The 14275-nt window shown below is 59.2% G+C and carries 16 protein-coding genes and 1 tRNA gene; 8 read left to right on the forward strand and 9 right to left on the reverse strand.

The genetic code is table 11. The annotated features are described in order from the left end of the window. Positions 1-6: 6 nt before the first annotated feature. The 3 genes from PKE98_RS22075 to PKE98_RS22085 all read right to left on the reverse strand — a co-directional run bounded on the left by PKE98_RS22075 (position 7) and on the right by PKE98_RS22085 (position 3142). Entirely contained in the window at positions 7-2256 is a 2250-nt protein-coding gene (locus PKE98_RS22075; RefSeq protein ID WP_271197560.1) for an LTA synthase family protein, read from the reverse strand. Positions 2257-2553: 297 nt separating this feature from the next. Further along, positions 2554-2742 carry a PFL_1563 family small protein gene (locus tag PKE98_RS22080; protein WP_205898675.1) on the reverse strand — a complete coding sequence of 63 codons (189 nt, stop codon included), beginning with the start codon at positions 2740-2742 and terminating at the stop codon, positions 2554-2556. A 178-nt stretch (positions 2743-2920) separates the two neighbouring features. Further along, positions 2921-3142 (reverse strand): VF530 family protein, encoded by a 222-nt coding sequence (locus tag PKE98_RS22085; RefSeq protein ID WP_271197561.1) that lies wholly within the window; start codon positions 3140-3142, stop codon positions 2921-2923. A gap of 140 nt (positions 3143-3282) precedes the next feature. On the opposite strand from PKE98_RS22085, the gene PKE98_RS22090 reads away from it, so the two are divergent. The 4 genes from PKE98_RS22090 to PKE98_RS22105 all read left to right on the forward strand — a co-directional run bounded on the left by PKE98_RS22090 (position 3283) and on the right by PKE98_RS22105 (position 6790). Next, a complete protein-coding gene (locus tag PKE98_RS22090; RefSeq protein WP_271197562.1) occupies positions 3283-4119 on the forward strand; it encodes a CvfB family protein in 837 nt (278 codons plus the stop codon). Between the two features lie 70 nt (positions 4120-4189). Beyond that, positions 4190-4265: transfer RNA gene (locus PKE98_RS22095), tRNA-Thr, on the forward strand. Between the two features lie 225 nt (positions 4266-4490). After that, positions 4491-5627, forward strand: coding sequence for a glycosyltransferase family 4 protein (locus tag PKE98_RS22100; RefSeq protein ID WP_271197563.1), 1137 nt, complete (start codon positions 4491-4493; stop codon positions 5625-5627). Positions 5628-5962: 335 nt separating this feature from the next. Continuing rightward, positions 5963-6790 carry a DNA/RNA non-specific endonuclease gene (locus PKE98_RS22105; RefSeq protein WP_271197564.1) on the forward strand — a complete coding sequence of 276 codons (828 nt, stop codon included), beginning with the start codon at positions 5963-5965 and terminating at the stop codon, positions 6788-6790. 5 nt (positions 6791-6795) lie between these two features. Here the strand turns inward: PKE98_RS22105 and PKE98_RS22110 are convergent, their stop codons facing one another. The 5 genes from PKE98_RS22110 to PKE98_RS22130 all read right to left on the reverse strand — a co-directional run bounded on the left by PKE98_RS22110 (position 6796) and on the right by PKE98_RS22130 (position 9498). Then, on the reverse strand, positions 6796-7035 hold the full coding sequence (locus PKE98_RS22110; protein ID WP_271197565.1) for a DUF1654 domain-containing protein: 240 nt from the start codon (positions 7033-7035) through the stop codon (positions 6796-6798). Positions 7036-7191: 156 nt separating this feature from the next. Further along, complete coding sequence (locus tag PKE98_RS22115; RefSeq protein WP_271197566.1) at positions 7192-7863, reverse strand: nitroreductase; 672 nt, start codon at positions 7861-7863, stop codon at positions 7192-7194. Positions 7864-8147: 284 nt separating this feature from the next. After that, positions 8148-8501: a hypothetical protein gene (locus PKE98_RS22120; RefSeq protein WP_373877900.1), complete on the reverse strand. Its 354-nt coding sequence runs from the start codon at positions 8499-8501 to the stop codon at positions 8148-8150. A gap of 109 nt (positions 8502-8610) precedes the next feature. Beyond that, positions 8611-8991, reverse strand: coding sequence for a hypothetical protein (locus PKE98_RS22125; protein ID WP_271197568.1), 381 nt, complete (start codon positions 8989-8991; stop codon positions 8611-8613). Between the two features lie 69 nt (positions 8992-9060). After that, positions 9061-9498, reverse strand: a complete 438-nt coding sequence (locus PKE98_RS22130) for a GNAT family N-acetyltransferase (RefSeq protein WP_271197569.1) — start codon at positions 9496-9498, stop codon at positions 9061-9063. Between the two features lie 141 nt (positions 9499-9639). Here PKE98_RS22130 and PKE98_RS22135 point away from each other — a divergent pair, with 141 nt between their 5' ends. Then, entirely contained in the window at positions 9640-10515 is an 876-nt protein-coding gene (locus PKE98_RS22135; RefSeq protein WP_271197570.1) for a crotonase/enoyl-CoA hydratase family protein, read from the forward strand. 19 nt (positions 10516-10534) lie between these two features. Here the strand turns inward: PKE98_RS22135 and PKE98_RS22140 are convergent, their stop codons facing one another. Further along, entirely contained in the window at positions 10535-11320 is a 786-nt protein-coding gene (locus PKE98_RS22140; RefSeq protein WP_271197571.1) for a TOBE domain-containing protein, read from the reverse strand. Between the two features lie 397 nt (positions 11321-11717). On the opposite strand from PKE98_RS22140, the gene modA reads away from it, so the two are divergent. The 3 genes from modA to modC are packed head-to-tail and all read left to right on the forward strand — an operon-like array spanning position 11718 to position 14264. Next, positions 11718-12473 (forward strand): molybdate ABC transporter substrate-binding protein, encoded by a 756-nt coding sequence (gene modA, locus PKE98_RS22145; protein WP_373877901.1) that lies wholly within the window; start codon positions 11718-11720, stop codon positions 12471-12473. A 19-nt stretch (positions 12474-12492) separates the two neighbouring features. Continuing rightward, complete coding sequence (modB, locus tag PKE98_RS22150; protein WP_373877902.1) at positions 12493-13173, forward strand: molybdate ABC transporter permease subunit; 681 nt, start codon at positions 12493-12495, stop codon at positions 13171-13173. 11 nt (positions 13174-13184) lie between these two features. Then, on the forward strand, positions 13185-14264 hold the full coding sequence (gene modC, locus PKE98_RS22155; RefSeq protein WP_271197616.1) for a molybdenum ABC transporter ATP-binding protein: 1080 nt from the start codon (positions 13185-13187) through the stop codon (positions 14262-14264). Positions 14265-14275 lie beyond the last annotated feature (11 nt).

Consider the following 14275-nt stretch of genomic DNA (forward strand, 5'->3'; position numbering starts at 1 on the left):
ACGCAGTTAGAGCTCGACCTGATCGGTGCTGGGTGCTTCGTTGTCTTCAGGTTCCAGCTGGGCGCTCTCTTCGGTTTTTTCCAGATCGAGCAAGTCCGGCGGCAGCAGCGGCTGGGTGATTACGCTGAAGTCGGTGATCTCGATGGCACCACGGCCCTCGCCGAGCAGGTGAAAAGAGAAGGCCTTGCGGGTTTCCAGGTTATCGAAACCAAAGCTGACCTTGAGGGTTTGCCCGGGCTTGAGATACGGCAACTCGGGAATCAGGCCTGCCACATCGCGGTCGAACTCCTTGGTTTTCAGCAGCAGCCGAGCCCCTTGCCTGGCCAGGCGCACGGCGCGAATCGTCAGGGTGACCTTGGTGTGGGTGCCTTGCGGCAACTCCAGGTACTGGGCGCCAATCAGGTTGTCGGCCCAGTCGTCCTTGGCTACGGCTTTAAGGCTGATGCGCTCGTTATTGGCGAACTGGTATTGCTGGCCGATCTCGCCATTGCTCAACGACTGATCCAGCAGCGCTGCGCGCGCACTGATCAGCCGCGCCTGTTTGCCGCGCTCGCGGCCCAGGTATTTGGCCTGGTCGGCAATAAAGCCGGCGCTGGCGTAGCGCCGGCAGATCTGCTGAAAGTCGCACTCGGTAAAGGTGCCCTTGCCGTCATGCTGGCGCAGCAAGCCATTGGTGTAGGACATGATTTCGCGGCCCGTGCTGTAGTCGCGAAACAGCGAGCGACCGGAGAGGTTGGGCGGAACCTGGAAGTCAAAGTAGTCGAGCACCGAGGCGGTGAGATCGACATGGCCATACACGCCGCTTTTCAATTTCGGCAGGCGGCTTTGCTCGGGCGCCAGAACCAGGTTGAAACCCCAGGCCGAGGCCAGGCGCACGTCATCGATGCCGTGGGATTCGTCGGAGGTGACGATTACCAGGGTGTCTTTGAGTACGCCTTGTTTCTCCAACCCAGCGAGGAAGTCGGCAACGGCGTCATCTAGATAGCGAATGGCCGCCTGCTTGGCATTGGGGTAACGGTCCAGGTAGTCCTGCGGTGCGGAGTAGGGCTGGTGGGTGCCGACGGTGAGCAGGGTGAGCATCCACGGTTTTTTCGACTGACGAAGTTCACTCACTTGTTTGAGCGCACCCTCGAAATAGGCCTTGTCGTCCATGCCCCAGGGGAATTCCAGGTACGGCTTGTTCTTGAACCAACTGCGGCCCAGGGTTTGCTCGAAGCCCATGTGCGGCATGATTTTGTCTTTGGCCATAAAACGCAGGCCGGCACCTTGTAAAAAGGTGGTGCGAAAACCCTGGTCGCGCAGTTGCGCTGGTAAGCATTGCAGGTTGCGCGTGGTGCTGTTGAGTAGCTCCAGACCTTTTGGTGTGCCGCTGTCGAGCTTGCTGTAGTCGCCGCAGAGCATGGCGTACAGGCCGCGAATGGTCTGATGGCTATGCAGCACGTAATCGGGGGTATTCATGCCGCGTTCGGCCCACTGGCTCAGACGTGGCATCAGGTCTTGCTGGTAGCTGCTGTTCAGGGCCTGGCGATCGGCGGCGATGTAGGCACCGGGAATGCCTTCCAGGGTGACGATCAAGACGTTCTTTGCCTGGCCTTTGCCGGCGAACAGCTTGGTGCCGGCCAGGTCGAGTTGGCTGAGGCCGGCGATATCCGGTTTGCTGTCCGGTGCGTCATCGTCCAGCCAGGCTTCCAGGCGCAGTTGCCCGCTATTGAACGCTTCGGCGAGCAACTTGTGGGGCAGGTTGAACTGCTTCCACTGCACCGCTTCGCTGGGCTCCACATATTGGCCGCTGGCATGCAGTGCGGCAAACCCGAGCGGCAAGGCGAACGTATAGAGGGGAAGGCGCACGGCGTTTGGCTGGCGACGTATCAACAGATTGGCCAGCAGGCCGACCGCCAGGCCGATAGCCAGCAGCGGGTAGGTAAGGCCGCCACCCTGGGTGGAATGGCCAACGAACTGTGGGTCGGTGAGGTATTGGAGGTCGCTGACTTCGGGCATGCGCCCGACGGCGCCCACCAGCTCAGCGGTGCTGAGGGTAAACAGGCTCCATACCAACAGTACCGGCACAGTTAGCCAGAGCGGACGGTTGTGCAGCAGCAACAACAACAGGCTGCCGATGGCCAGGTCGGACACATAGCCGAAACCATTCGACCAACCGAGGAAAAACCGGGCCAGTAGCGGCACAGCGAGCAACAGAAAAATGCGGGCTGTCACTGAATAAGCCGGGTGCTGCAGCCAAAGGCTGGAAATGCGCACAGGAGCTCCTGAGATAAGGCAGAGAGAATCCGAGCCAGTCGACGAGTAAAGGAGAGGCCTTGAAGGCGGTGTGACACGATTCTGAAACAACTCTGTGCTAGAGGCCAGAGGCTTGTTCCCAGGGGGCAAAATGAATGTGTGAGCAGCCGTGTAGCCACTGGGCCTGTCAGGCCTGAGGTGCAGAAGGGAATCGGGGTGAAGCGGGGCATTTACTACAGCTGTTCGAGCGCTTTATTCGAAACGGCAAAATCAAGCGCTTGGAACAGCAGCAATAGAGAGCGACTTACGTAGAGCGACTTACTTTTTACCGAGAGTGATGTGGCGCGACGGGGCGAACACCTGACCGCTTACACCTTTTGGAATTTCCTGGATTTGGCCGCCGGCCTTCAGGAATGCCGTCACCGCATCGTCAATCGAGCTGTGGGTTTCAACGGCTGGAGGGGCTTTTTTCTTCATTTCGGATGCTTTAACGCGCATGGCGGCCATTTAACCTATCAACAGTAATTTGGCCAGGCATTGTACACAAAATGAGCGCTCCTGGCCCGGCTATTAATGGTCAATATGGCGACGGCCCGAACGTGGGCTTTTGCCGCCAAGCCAGATAAGCGCCTGTTAACGCTTGAAAACCCGGGAAATCAGAGGTTTTGGCTGCATCAGCCGCTGGTCAGCGCAATTTGGTGCGCAGGTACAAAGCTTCGACTTTTTCTCGGGCCCACGGCGTTTTGCGCAGAAATTTGAGGCTGGATTTGACGCTAGGCTCACTCTGAAAGCAGCGAATGGCGATCAACTGGCCCAGTTTTTCCCAGCCGTAGTGCGCCTCTAGCGCGGTAACTATGGCTTCCAGGGTGATGCCGTGAAGCGCATTTTGGTTCTGTTCGCTGGTCATGGCCGGCCCGTGGTCAGAGGTGGAAGCGTGGCGCCCTGTGACGCTGCGCCGTGCCGCGCGATTATCCGGGTTTGGCGTTCGGCCGTCACTTGCCGACGCGCATCGGGTAGAATGCCGGCCACGCAACGAGGGCAGTGCACATGGCTTTAATCGGACGTTTCAACAGTTTGCAGGTGGTTAAACACACCAACTTCGGTCTTTATCTGGATGGCGGCCCCGACGGCGAGATCTTGCTGCCCAACCGCTACATCCCCAAAGACACGCCGAGCGAAGTCGAAGACTGGCTGAACGTTTTTATCTACCTCGACAGCGACGACAAACTGATCGCCACCAACGAAAAGCCCAAGGTGCAGGTGGGCGAATTCGCCAGTTTGAAAGTCAAGGAAGTGAACAGCATCGGTATCTTCCTCGATTGGGGTCTGTCCAAAGACCTGCTGCTGCCGTACTCCGAAGAAAAGCGCACCCTGCAGGCCGGTGACTATTGCGTGGTGCACGTGTACCTCGACAAACACACCCGCCGCATTACCGCCACTGCTCGCCTGGACCGCTACCTGGACAACGCGCCGGCCAACTACAAGGTGGGGCAGGCCGTGGACCTGCTGGTGGCCGAGTCCACCGACATGGGCTTCAAGGCCATCATCAACAACCAGCACTGGGGCCTGATCCACAAGAACGAAGTGTTCAAATTCCTGCGTGCCGGCAAGCAGGAAAAAGGCTTTATCAAAGAAATCCGTCCAGACGGCAAGCTCAGCCTCAGCCTGCAACCGGTTGGCAAAGAAGCCGCTACCGGCCTGCACGAACAGATTCTGAACAAACTGCGCGAAAGCGGCGGAACGCTGGCCGTCAGCGACAAGAGCCCGCCCGAAACCATCGCCGGTCTGTTCGGCGTCAGCAAAGGCAACTTCAAGAAGGCCATCGGCGCTTTGTACAAACAAGGCGAACTGGTCATTCACCCCGACCGCATCGAACTGCCCTGACGTTCGGCGGATTTAGCGCTCCGTGTTGGAAAAAAATGCGGGCGCTGTTCTAGAGTGTCGGGGGTTACACGCCGTTGTAGCTCAGTCGGTAGAGCATCTGATTCGTAATCAGGAGGTCGGGGGTTCGATTCCTCTCAACGGCACCAGTATTTTCGGGGCTTCAAGCGTGCTGGCGGCCCGGAACCATTCAGAAGTACTTACATTCCAAAGCATGAAGCGCCTTCGTCGGGCGGCTGAGTACCAGACGCTGTCGTTTTTGTCGCAGCGGTGAGCATACATTTAGTGGCAGTACGCCATATAATGGCCTGCTGCCACTAAATGACGCCGTTGGTACTACCGTGCCTCTGCGCTTCACGCATAGGGATATTTCGATGAGTGCTCGTCCAACCGCGTTTGTTCTGCTAGCTCATGGCTTTGGTGCTACCAGTTGGAACAGCCGTTTCCATGCCGGAAAAATCATCGGCCTGAACGAAGAATATGCCTACGGCTATCACCATGCCGAGAAAGAAGGCGTTCACGTTCGCTATTCCGAGGACGTGCCGGAAGGGCGCTTCAGCAAACTGGTGCGGTTTGCGGTGCGTGGTCTGATTGGATTTGATCTTGTGCATGCCTGGCGCAATCGCGCGGCGTTTTTTGCCGCCGATGTGGTGTGGACCCACACCGAAAACATGAGCCTGGCCGCCGCACTCTTGTGCCGCCTGTTTCCGAAAAAAACGCCACCCAAGCTGATTCTGCAGTCGGTCTGGCTGTGTGATAACTGGACGCAGATGTCCAGCGTTCGACGTCGGCTCTACAAAGCGCTGTTGTCCCAGGCCGACGTGCTTACCTTTTTATCGCCGCTCAATACCGCCCAAGCCCGTACGATTTTTCCCAATAAGCGCTGCGAGTTCATTCGTTTCGGTATCCCGTCCTCTCGGACCAACCCGCCCAGAGCACCGCGCGGCCAACGGCCTTTGCGATTGCTCTCGCTCGGTAATGATCGCCATCGCGATTGGACCACGCTGGTAGAGGCCGTGCGCAATCAGACCGACATCAATCTGGTGATTGTGTCCGGCACAGCCCCGAAAAGTCTCGTCAGCGATAAGGCCAATTGCCAAATCACCTCGCCCAAGCAAAACAGTGAGTTGAGCGCCCTGTTCGATGACGCCGACATCATCGTCGTGCCGCTCACCGAAAACCTGCATGCCTCGGGCATTACCGTGGTCGAAGAGGCCATTGTCAAAGGCTGCCCGCTGATCGTTACGGATGTGGGCGGTCTGCGCGGTTATGTTGAAGACAGCGACGTCTGGTACGTCGAGCCGCACGATCCGCTGGCGTTGCGCGATGTCATTCGCCAGGTGGCCAGCGACCCAAGCGCTGCCCTGGCCAAGGTTGTCTCGGCACAGGAAAAGCTCAAGCTCAATGGCATGAGTTCGGTTGCCTATGCTGCCGAGCATGCGCGGTTGAGTCGGCAGTTGCTTGGGTTGGCCAATACCCAGGAACCTGCGAGTCGGCGCGAGCTTGCATGAGCGAGTGGCGCACTGCCCGTCATTAAGGCATTTCGCGGTTCGGGGTACGTTAAGGCCAGGTCAATGGCTGACAACTCATAGAGCTACCTCGGAGCTCGCCCCTTCGCCGCCGTAAACTTGCTACCGCCGTCCCTTTACGCGTCTGGAAACGGTCCGCCCTGGATCGTATCGGACTGATTTCCCTGCCTTTTAAAAATGAAAGTGCCTGTGGCTATCGCCAGCTACGGCGGACATGAGGTGAACGGCAAGCTGATTGCCGCGTCGTTAAATGCAGTGATGAGATAGGTGCCGCCAACCCTGCGGTTTTGCAGGAAGCCCTGTCGGAGTCGTTTTTGATGCAAGGGATGTTGAGGGTAAATTCGTTTGTTCTGCTGCTGATTTCTTTTCTTTCCGCCTGTACCACGGTCTCGCAGCCCTATGAGAGCGCACCGCTGGCCGTTCAGCCGATGGTCGATCACTGCTCGGTGGGCTGCCCGGCAGGAGGAAGCGCGCTCACGCTAAACCGGCAGGCCTACAGCCTGAACAACAACGGCATCACCAGGTTTGCCAATTGGGTGGCTTACCGCATTACCAACGACACACCCGCCAGTGCCCGTCCGCGCAACTGGCAGGCTGATCCTGCCATTGCAGTCGGTGAAACCCTTGTGCCCAGCGACTACAACGGCGCCAATACGGCGCTGAAAGTGGATCGCGGTCATCAAGCCAATCTGGCTTCGATGGGGGGCGTGGAGGATTGGCAGGCATTGAACTATCTGTCCAATATCACCCCGCAAAAATCCGACCTTAATCAGGGTGCCTGGGCCGCATTGGAGGAGCAGGAACGTCGTCTGGGGAGGGACAGCAACATCGACCAGGTGCATGTGCTCACCGGCCCGCTCTACGAGCGCTATATGGGCACACTTCCGGCTGCAACCACGCCACACATCATTCCCAGCGGCTACTGGAAGATCATTTTTGTAGGCAAAACGCCGGAAAACGGACTGTATGCCGCGTTTGTGATGGACCAAGAAACGCCGCGCTCGGCCAATTATTGCCACTACCAGACTACGGTCGACCAGATCGAGCGCCGTTCCGGGCTTACCGTGTGGAGCAATCTGCCCAGTTCGGTGCAAGCCAACCTGAAATCCGCGCCTGGGCAATTGGCTGGCCGAGTAGGCTGCTGAGCGCTTCAGTCGTCCTGCGGCACTACCCAGAACAGATGCACGCCACCATCATCGCGATAGGCGATGGTCACGTTGTCGGTTTCGCCAATCTCCTGCAGTACCTGTATCCAGTCGTCCTCGGACTCATCCGGCGCCTTGTAGAGCAAGGCAGTCTTGGATTTCTGCGCAGCAGGGGAATTGATGATTCGCTGCAGGCGAGTAGCAAGCAGCTCGTATTGGCTGGGCTGGCGGGCGGCGTTGGGCATTCAGCTAGATCCTTTTTACTGTTCGGATATACAGTATTCTAGATCGCTAATTTTCCTGTTGTCGAGTCCGCTTTCAGGCTTTTTTCCAACCACGGCTGCAGCAAGGAAGGCCCCGCGCCCGGCGGGGCGCGGACAATCCGGTAGGCTGACGCGCGATCAGAAGCCCCTGAATTTGGTGAACTCGTCCACGCTCGCCCGTTCCGAACGCAGCTGGTTTATAGCGGCATCAGGGTCGGGATACCCCAGCGCCATGCCGCAATACACCACCTCGTTGTCCGCCAGGCCGAAGTGCTTGTGCAGGCTGTCGCGGGCCATGCCCCAGGCTTCCTGCATGCAGGTGCCCAGGCCGCGTTCTTCGGCGAGCAGGGCGAGCGATTGCATGAACATGCCGACATGAGCCCATTGGCCGTTGCCCATTTCCTTGTCGATGACAAAAAACAGGCCCACGGGAGCGCCGAAGAATTGGTAGTTGCGCGACATCCATTTCAGCCGTGCGCCTTTGTCTTCGCGGGGAATGCCGAGAAGGGCGTACATGTCTTCGCCGATTTTGTAGCGGCGGGCGCGGTAGGGGTCTTGCAGGCCCTCGGGGTAGATCGGGTAGTCGCCGACTTCGCCTTTGGGGTTTTTCATGATGGCTTCCACGGCGAGGCGTTCCAGCGCGGATTTTTCACTGCCGGCTACCGCGATCACTTTCCAGGGTTGCAGGTTCCCGCCCGAAGGTGACCAGCGCGCGTCGTCCAGCAAGGCATGGACGGTTTCGGCGTCCAGCGGTTTGTCCAGAAACGCCCGCGTGGAGATGCGTTTTTTCAGGGTGTCGGCTACAGACATGAAGGACTTCCTTGGCGGCGACCTATTGTTTTTAGGATGAGTCAGAACATTCTTCTAAGGATTCTGCCCGCCAAAAGCAATGAGTTCGTGGGCACCAAGAAAACAGCAGGCAACAAAAAGCCCGCACGGTGGCGGGCTGTTTGCAGATAGGTGCTGGTCCTTCAGCTGCTTCGAGTATTGCTCGGAAAATGTGAAGATTTCGTGAAGAACGCTGGAAAATTCTGATCCTTATTTATTTCTGGCGAAAAAAAGCCCACCGCATCGGTGGGCTTTTTTGTACCGCATTACCAGCGGCCGCGATGGCCATAGCCATAGCCCCGTGGCGCGTAATACCCCGGCGGTGGGGGTGGCGGTGCGTAGTAACGGGGGCCGTAATAGCGCGGCGCTTCCACCACTACCGGTTGGTAATACACCGGTTGCGCGTACACCGGCTGTGGCGGCGGGTAGTAGGCAACGGGCGGTGGCGGTGCGGGCTGGACGTAAACCGGGGCACGCTGCGAGGCGACAACCGCGCCACCCACCACAGCACCGACAACTGCACCGAGCACAAAGGGTCCACCGTCTCCACCGTGGGCGGAGGCCTGGCCGGCGAGGGCGAGGCTGCCGAGCAACAGCGCAACTTTGGGCAGACTGAACATGATGGTCTCCTGATGCCCGGTGAGTTGATTCCGGGTTATCTGTAAGACGTGCGATACACAGCGAAGTGCCGAAGCGGCGTGTAAAGGTTATGTAAGGGCAAAGCTGGCCTTAGGCTTGTACGAACTCGGCGAAGCGCACGCCAGTGCCGGTGGGGCGTACGTCCTGAAACAGGGAGTCGCGGTCGGCAGAGAGTTCGAGGCTCACGGTGGCGTTACGGCTGCCTTTATTGCGGGTTACCAGACCTTCCTCGTGGGTGCGCAGGTACAGAGTAGGTACACGCAGGTGGTGCAGTTCATCGGTGACATGGTTGTGCATCAGCAGGTGCACCCATTCGTACTGACCGATTTTCAGGCGCCCGACGGGAATGTCGAACCACCAGATGTTCTTGTTCAGGTTGATGGTCGCAAAGTGCGTGTTGTTGACGCCGAGCACTGCGCCGCCCAGTTGCTGGTTACGGCGGGCGATGGCGGTTTTTTTGTCGATTTTCATGCTGTTCCTGACACGCAAGCGAGGTGGGGCGGGCGGCGGCCTGGGCGGCGCCGGCGCGTAGTGTAGCAGTCAGCCGGTGCAGGCCAAAGGTTGGCCATCGCGGTGCAGGGCGACCAGGGGTTTGCTGCGCCGATAACGGTTCAAACGTTCGGCCAACTGCTGCGGCAGGTGCTCGGTCTCGGCAAACCCGAGTGCGCTATAAAAGCCGGCAAGGCTGGGATGGCAGAATAACCACACCGAGCCGCCGGCCTGACTGCACGCCGTGTTCACCAGTTGGCTGGCCAGCCCTTTCCGGCGCATGCCGGGAGCCACCAGCAACCCGGTCAGCCACAGCCCCGCGTCCTGCGCGACAGGCCGCAAGCACAGGCCGCCGATAATCTCGCCGGCTTTGGCCACCCACATCTGGTCACCGGTTTTGGCCTGCATACCGTTCTGATGGGCGCGGTAGAACTTGTTCAGCAGCGGCTGCATTGCGTCGGGCAGAAGGCTGAAAGTGAGGTCGGACATTGCAAGTTCGCTGATAAAAAAACGCGCTGATTAAAACATTTACCGCCTGTGCGTTGGCACAAATGCCCTACTAATCGGCGGTGCACAGCCAGCGCGGCTAGGCATGATAGGGGCCCCATCGGTTTTTGCCAGGAGCGGCCCATGTCCTACAGCACCCTCAGCTATCAGGTTAACGAGCAGATTCTGACCCTCACCCTCAATCGCCCCGAGCAGTTGAATGCCTTCACTGTGGAAATGGCCCACGAGCTGATCGACGCTTTCAACCGCGCCAGCAACGATGACGAGGTGCGCGCCATTGTCGTGACCGGTGCCGGCCGGGCGTTCTGTGCAGGCATGGATTTGTCTGTCGAGGGCAACGTATTCGGCCTGGACGAAAGCCAGCAACCCACCCTGCACGACATGCAAAACCGCCTCGACGACCCGGCCATCCGCGACGGCGTGCGCGATACCGGCGGGCGCGTAACCCTGGCGATTTTCGACTGCAAGAAACCGGTGATTGCCGCCATCAACGGTGCGGCGGTGGGCATTGGCGCGAGCATGACCTGCGCCATGGACATCCGCCTGGCCTCGGAAAACGCCCGTATCGGATTCGTGTTCAACAAGATCGGCATCGTCCCGGAAGCCTGTTCCAGCTGGTTTTTGCCGCGCATCGTGGGCATTTCCCAGGCGCTGGAATGGGTATACAGCGGCGATATTCTCAAGCCCGAAGAGGCCTTGCAGGGGCGCTTTGTCAAAGCGGTGGTGCCGGCCGACCAGTTGCTGGAAGAGGCCTACAAGATTGCCCGGCGCATTGCTCAATACAACCCGGTAGCCATCGCCCTTACGCGGCAGATGATGTACCGCAACGCGGCGCAACCTCACCCGCTGGAAGCCCACAAAGTCGACTCGCTGGGCATGTTCTACACCAGCGTAACTGGCGGCAAGGAAGGGGTGCAGGCGTTTCTCGACAAGCGTCCGGCCGACTACAGCGCACAGTCAGCCAATGCCATGCCGAGCTTTTACCCGTGGTGGGAGTAGGCCTGGGTCAGCGTGGCGCTTAGAACCGTCCGAGAATCATATGCGCGGCCTTGACCAGAGCCGCCACTGGTTTGCCCGCCGTCAGCGCCAGTCCATCGGCCTGGGCATTGCCGAGTACTGCCACCAGCGTGGCGCCGCCGGATAATTCCAGGCTCACCTCGGTGTCGGTCGAGCCACGGGTTACCTGCTGCACTTCGCCGTGCAGGAGGTTGTCGCTTGGCTCGGCGCTGGTGTAGTCGGCGGCGACCAATTGCACCCACGAGGCCTTGATCAACGCATGCAGGGCGGCGCCCGGTTGCAGTTCCAGGCGTGCCGTACTGTCGTGGGTGATGGAGGCCGTGAGGCGGTCGCCGCTGTTGAGTTGAAACTCCACCAGGTCATTTACCTCGCCGTTATGGATGGCCAGCACGGTGCCGAACAGTTGGTTGCGTGCGCTGGTTTTCATCCGCAGGCGCTCCATGAATTCCAGCAGCGTGGACACCCCGGCGTCATCGCCCAGGCGCTGCAAAAACAGGGCGTGTTCCTGTTGATAACGCTGGTAGGCGGCAATCAGCGCATGGCCGGCTTCTGTCAGGCGTGTGCCGCCGCCACCCTTGCCGCCGGCGCTGCGTTGCACCAGGGGGCTGCCCGAGGCGCCGTTCATGGCGTCGATGGAGTCCCAGGCAAATTTGTAGCTGATGCCCACGGCCTTGGCCGCCTGGCTGATCGAGCCGGTGGCGTCGATGGCGCGCAGCAACGCAATACGGCCCTCGCCAGCGACGTCATTACCGTTGTGGGTAATCCAGAATTGACCTTCGAGTTTCATGGGTAATGCGTCAGTTCTTTCTAGGTGGCAGGGGATATTAGCATCAGATAAAAAGCATCGAGGCTGAGCCCCACGCGCGAAAATAAACCTTCTCTTACTGGGTATAGGCGCAGCCATCCGATCTAGCTTCGACAGGATCGTCTAGCACTACACAACCCGATTAGGCGTGCCCCATTTTGAAAATTGACTTTAAGGTCAGAAATTTTCAAGATGTGGACCATTGTCGGGTTGGCCCAGTAAGCAGTCGATTTCGGTTAGCTCCAAGTCGAACTTATGCCATGGCACCGGCGATCTGCCGTCCTGCTATCCGCCGTTACCCTTAGCGCTATATATTCAGGAATATAGCGTAAGCGTTGAGCTATCTCATCGCAGCAAAACCAAAAACAAGGAGTTGTCCATGATTCATCGTATGTCTCGCCTGGTTGTCGCCTTATCCGCCACGTTTGCCTTGAGCGGTGCCTTTGCTGGTGAAGTCCAGGTGGCTGTGGCTGCCAACTTCACCGCCCCTATCCAGGCGCTGGCCGCTGATTTCGAGAAAGACACGGGCCACAAGCTGGTGGCTTCCTACGGCGCTACCGGCCAGTTTTATGCCCAGATCAAAAATGGCGCGCCGTTCGACGTGTTCCTGGCGGCCGACGACACCACGCCTGCCAAACTGGAAAGCGAGGGCGAGACCGTCAAGGGGTCGCGCTTTACCTACGCCATTGGTTCCCTGGCGCTGTGGTCGGCCAAGGAAGGCTATGTGGATGACAAAGGCGACGTGCTGAAGAAAAACGCCTTCCAACACCTGGCCATCGCCAACCCGAAAGCCGCGCCTTACGGTTTGGCTGCTACCCAGGTGCTGGAAAAAATGGGCCTGACCGCCGCTGTACAGCCCAAGATCGTTGAAGGCCAGAACATCACTCAGGCCCTGCAATTTATCTCCACCGGCAACGCCGAACTGGGTTTTGTTGCGCTGTCGCAGGTGTACAAAGACGGCAAGATCACCAGCGGTTCGGCCTGGTTGGTGCCCGCCAGCCTGCACGAGCCGATCAACCAGGACGCGGTCATTCTGAACAAAGGCAAAGACAGCGCGGCAGCCAAAGCGCTGGTTGAATACCTGCACGGTGCCAAGGCCGCTGCTGTGATTAAATCCTACGGTTACCAACTCTAAGGTCTGAGGAATTCTGCCGATGTCATTGACCAGCGCTGATTTCGCTGCGATCTGGTTGACCCTGCAATTGGCATCGCTTACCACCGTGCTTTTGCTGGTGATCGGTACGCCCATTGCCTGGTGGCTGGCGCGTACCCGTTCCCGGCTAAAGGGGCCGGTGGCCGCCGTGGTGGCACTGCCGCTGGTGTTGCCACCGACGGTGATCGGCTTTTATCTGCTGATCACCCTCGGCCCCCACGGCTTTATTGGGCAACTCACCCAGAGCCTGGGCCTGGGCATTTTGCCGTTCAGTTTTGCAGGTTTGGTGGTCGGCTCGGTCTTCTACTCCATGCCCTTTGTGGTGCAGCCCATTCAAAATGCTTTCGAGGCCATCGGCGAGCGGCCGCTGGAAGTGGCGGCCACGTTACGGGCCAGCCCGCTCGATACGTTTTTCAGCGTGGCGCTGCCCATGGCCCGGCCAGGCTTTTTAACCGCCGCCATTCTGGGCTTCGCCCACACCATTGGTGAGTTCGGCGTGGTGCTGATGATTGGCGGCAATATTCCGGACAAAACCCGCGTGGTGTCGGTGCAGATCTTCGATCACGTCGAGGCCATGGAATACGCCCAGGCCCACTGGCTGGCGGGGGGCATGCTGGTGTTCTCCTTCGTTATCTTGCTGGTGTTGCAGGCCAAGGGCCGGACAAAGGCGGTAGTTCGATGAGCGACGATGGGATGATCGACGCGCGCTTTAAAGTCGACTATTCAGGCTTTGGCCTGGACGTCGATCTGCAGATTCCCGGCCGCGGCGTCACTGCCTTGTTTGGCGAGTCCGGCTCCGGCAAAACCACTTGCCTGCGCTGTGTGGCCGGGCTTGAACGTGCCAACCACGGCTACCTGCGGGTAAACGGCGAACTGTGGCAAGACAGCGCCGTAGGCTTTTTTCTGCCCACGCACCAACGTGCCTTGGGCTATGTATTTCAGGAAGCCAGCCTGTTCGCCCACCTGACGGTGCGGCGCAATCTGGAGTTCGGTTTCAAGCGCATTGGCGGCGCAGCGCAGCGGGTGAAGCTGGCCCAGGCCGTCGAACTCTTGGGCATCGATCATTTGCTTGAGCGCATGCCCGAACACCTGTCCGGCGGCGAGCGCCAGCGCGTCGGCATAGCGCGCGCCTTGCTTACCAGCCCGAAGCTGCTGCTGATGGACGAGCCGCTGGCGGCGCTGGACCACAAACGTAAAAACGAGATTCTGCCGTACCTGGAACGGCTGCACGACGAGCTGGATATTCCCGTGCTGTATGTCAGCCATGCCCCGGCTGAAGTAGCGCGCCTGGCCGATCATCTGGTGTTGTTGGCCGAGGGCCGCGCTGTTGCCAGTGGCCCGGTGAGCGAGTTGATGGCGCGACTGGACTTGCCCCTGGCCCAAAGCGACGACGCCGGCGTGGTGGTGCAGGCGCAGGTGCGCGCGTTCAACGCCGACTATCAATTGCTGAGCCTTGGGTTTGCCGCCAGCGAGTTACGTATTCAGGTTGCCCACGCGCCGCTGCCCGTGGGCAAACAGATGCGCTTCAAGGTGCAGGCACGGGATGTCAGCCTGGCCCTGGAAAAACCGGCCCACAGCAGCATTCTCAATGTGTTGCCGGTAACCGTGGTGGCTGAGGTTGCCGCGCAAAACAGCGCCCACGTGCTGGTGCAGCTGGATATGCAGGGCACGCCCCTTTTGGCGCGGATCACGCGTTTTTCCCGGGATCAGCTTGAATTGAAAGTCGGCCAGGCTCTTTGGGCCCAGGTAAAGTCGGTCGCCGTGCTGGCCTAAAAAATGGAGAG

Origin of the sequence: Pseudomonas turukhanskensis (assembly GCF_027922365.1) — a bacterium.
In the GTDB taxonomy this organism is placed as follows: Bacteria; Pseudomonadota; Gammaproteobacteria; order Pseudomonadales; family Pseudomonadaceae; genus Aquipseudomonas; species Aquipseudomonas turukhanskensis.

Bases quoted from the DNA above. Each gene is read 5' to 3' on its own strand.
- PKE98_RS22080 (WP_205898675.1), bottom strand. From the start codon at position 2,742: ATGGCCGCCATGCGCGTTAAAGCATCCGAAATGAAGAAAAAAGCCCCT.
- PKE98_RS22140 (WP_271197571.1), bottom strand. From the start codon at position 11,320: ATGAAACTCGAAGGTCAATTCTGGATTACCCACAACGGTAATGACGTC.
- modA (WP_373877901.1), top strand. From the start codon at position 11,718: ATGATTCATCGTATGTCTCGCCTGGTTGTCGCCTTATCCGCCACGTTT.
- PKE98_RS22105 (WP_271197564.1), top strand. From the start codon at position 5,963: ATGCAAGGGATGTTGAGGGTAAATTCGTTTGTTCTGCTGCTGATTTCT.
- PKE98_RS22120 (WP_373877900.1), bottom strand. From the start codon at position 8,501: ATGTTCAGTCTGCCCAAAGTTGCGCTGTTGCTCGGCAGCCTCGCCCTC.
- modB (WP_373877902.1), top strand. From the start codon at position 12,493: ATGTCATTGACCAGCGCTGATTTCGCTGCGATCTGGTTGACCCTGCAA.
- PKE98_RS22100 (WP_271197563.1), top strand. From the start codon at position 4,491: ATGAGTGCTCGTCCAACCGCGTTTGTTCTGCTAGCTCATGGCTTTGGT.
- modC (WP_271197616.1), top strand. From the start codon at position 13,185: ATGATCGACGCGCGCTTTAAAGTCGACTATTCAGGCTTTGGCCTGGAC.
- PKE98_RS22115 (WP_271197566.1), bottom strand. From the start codon at position 7,863: ATGTCTGTAGCCGACACCCTGAAAAAACGCATCTCCACGCGGGCGTTT.
- PKE98_RS22125 (WP_271197568.1), bottom strand. From the start codon at position 8,991: ATGAAAATCGACAAAAAAACCGCCATCGCCCGCCGTAACCAGCAACTG.
- PKE98_RS22090 (WP_271197562.1), top strand. From the start codon at position 3,283: ATGGCTTTAATCGGACGTTTCAACAGTTTGCAGGTGGTTAAACACACC.
- PKE98_RS22130 (WP_271197569.1), bottom strand. From the start codon at position 9,498: ATGTCCGACCTCACTTTCAGCCTTCTGCCCGACGCAATGCAGCCGCTG.
- PKE98_RS22135 (WP_271197570.1), top strand. From the start codon at position 9,640: ATGTCCTACAGCACCCTCAGCTATCAGGTTAACGAGCAGATTCTGACC.
- PKE98_RS22110 (WP_271197565.1), bottom strand. From the start codon at position 7,035: ATGCCCAACGCCGCCCGCCAGCCCAGCCAATACGAGCTGCTTGCTACT.
- PKE98_RS22085 (WP_271197561.1), bottom strand. From the start codon at position 3,142: ATGACCAGCGAACAGAACCAAAATGCGCTTCACGGCATCACCCTGGAA.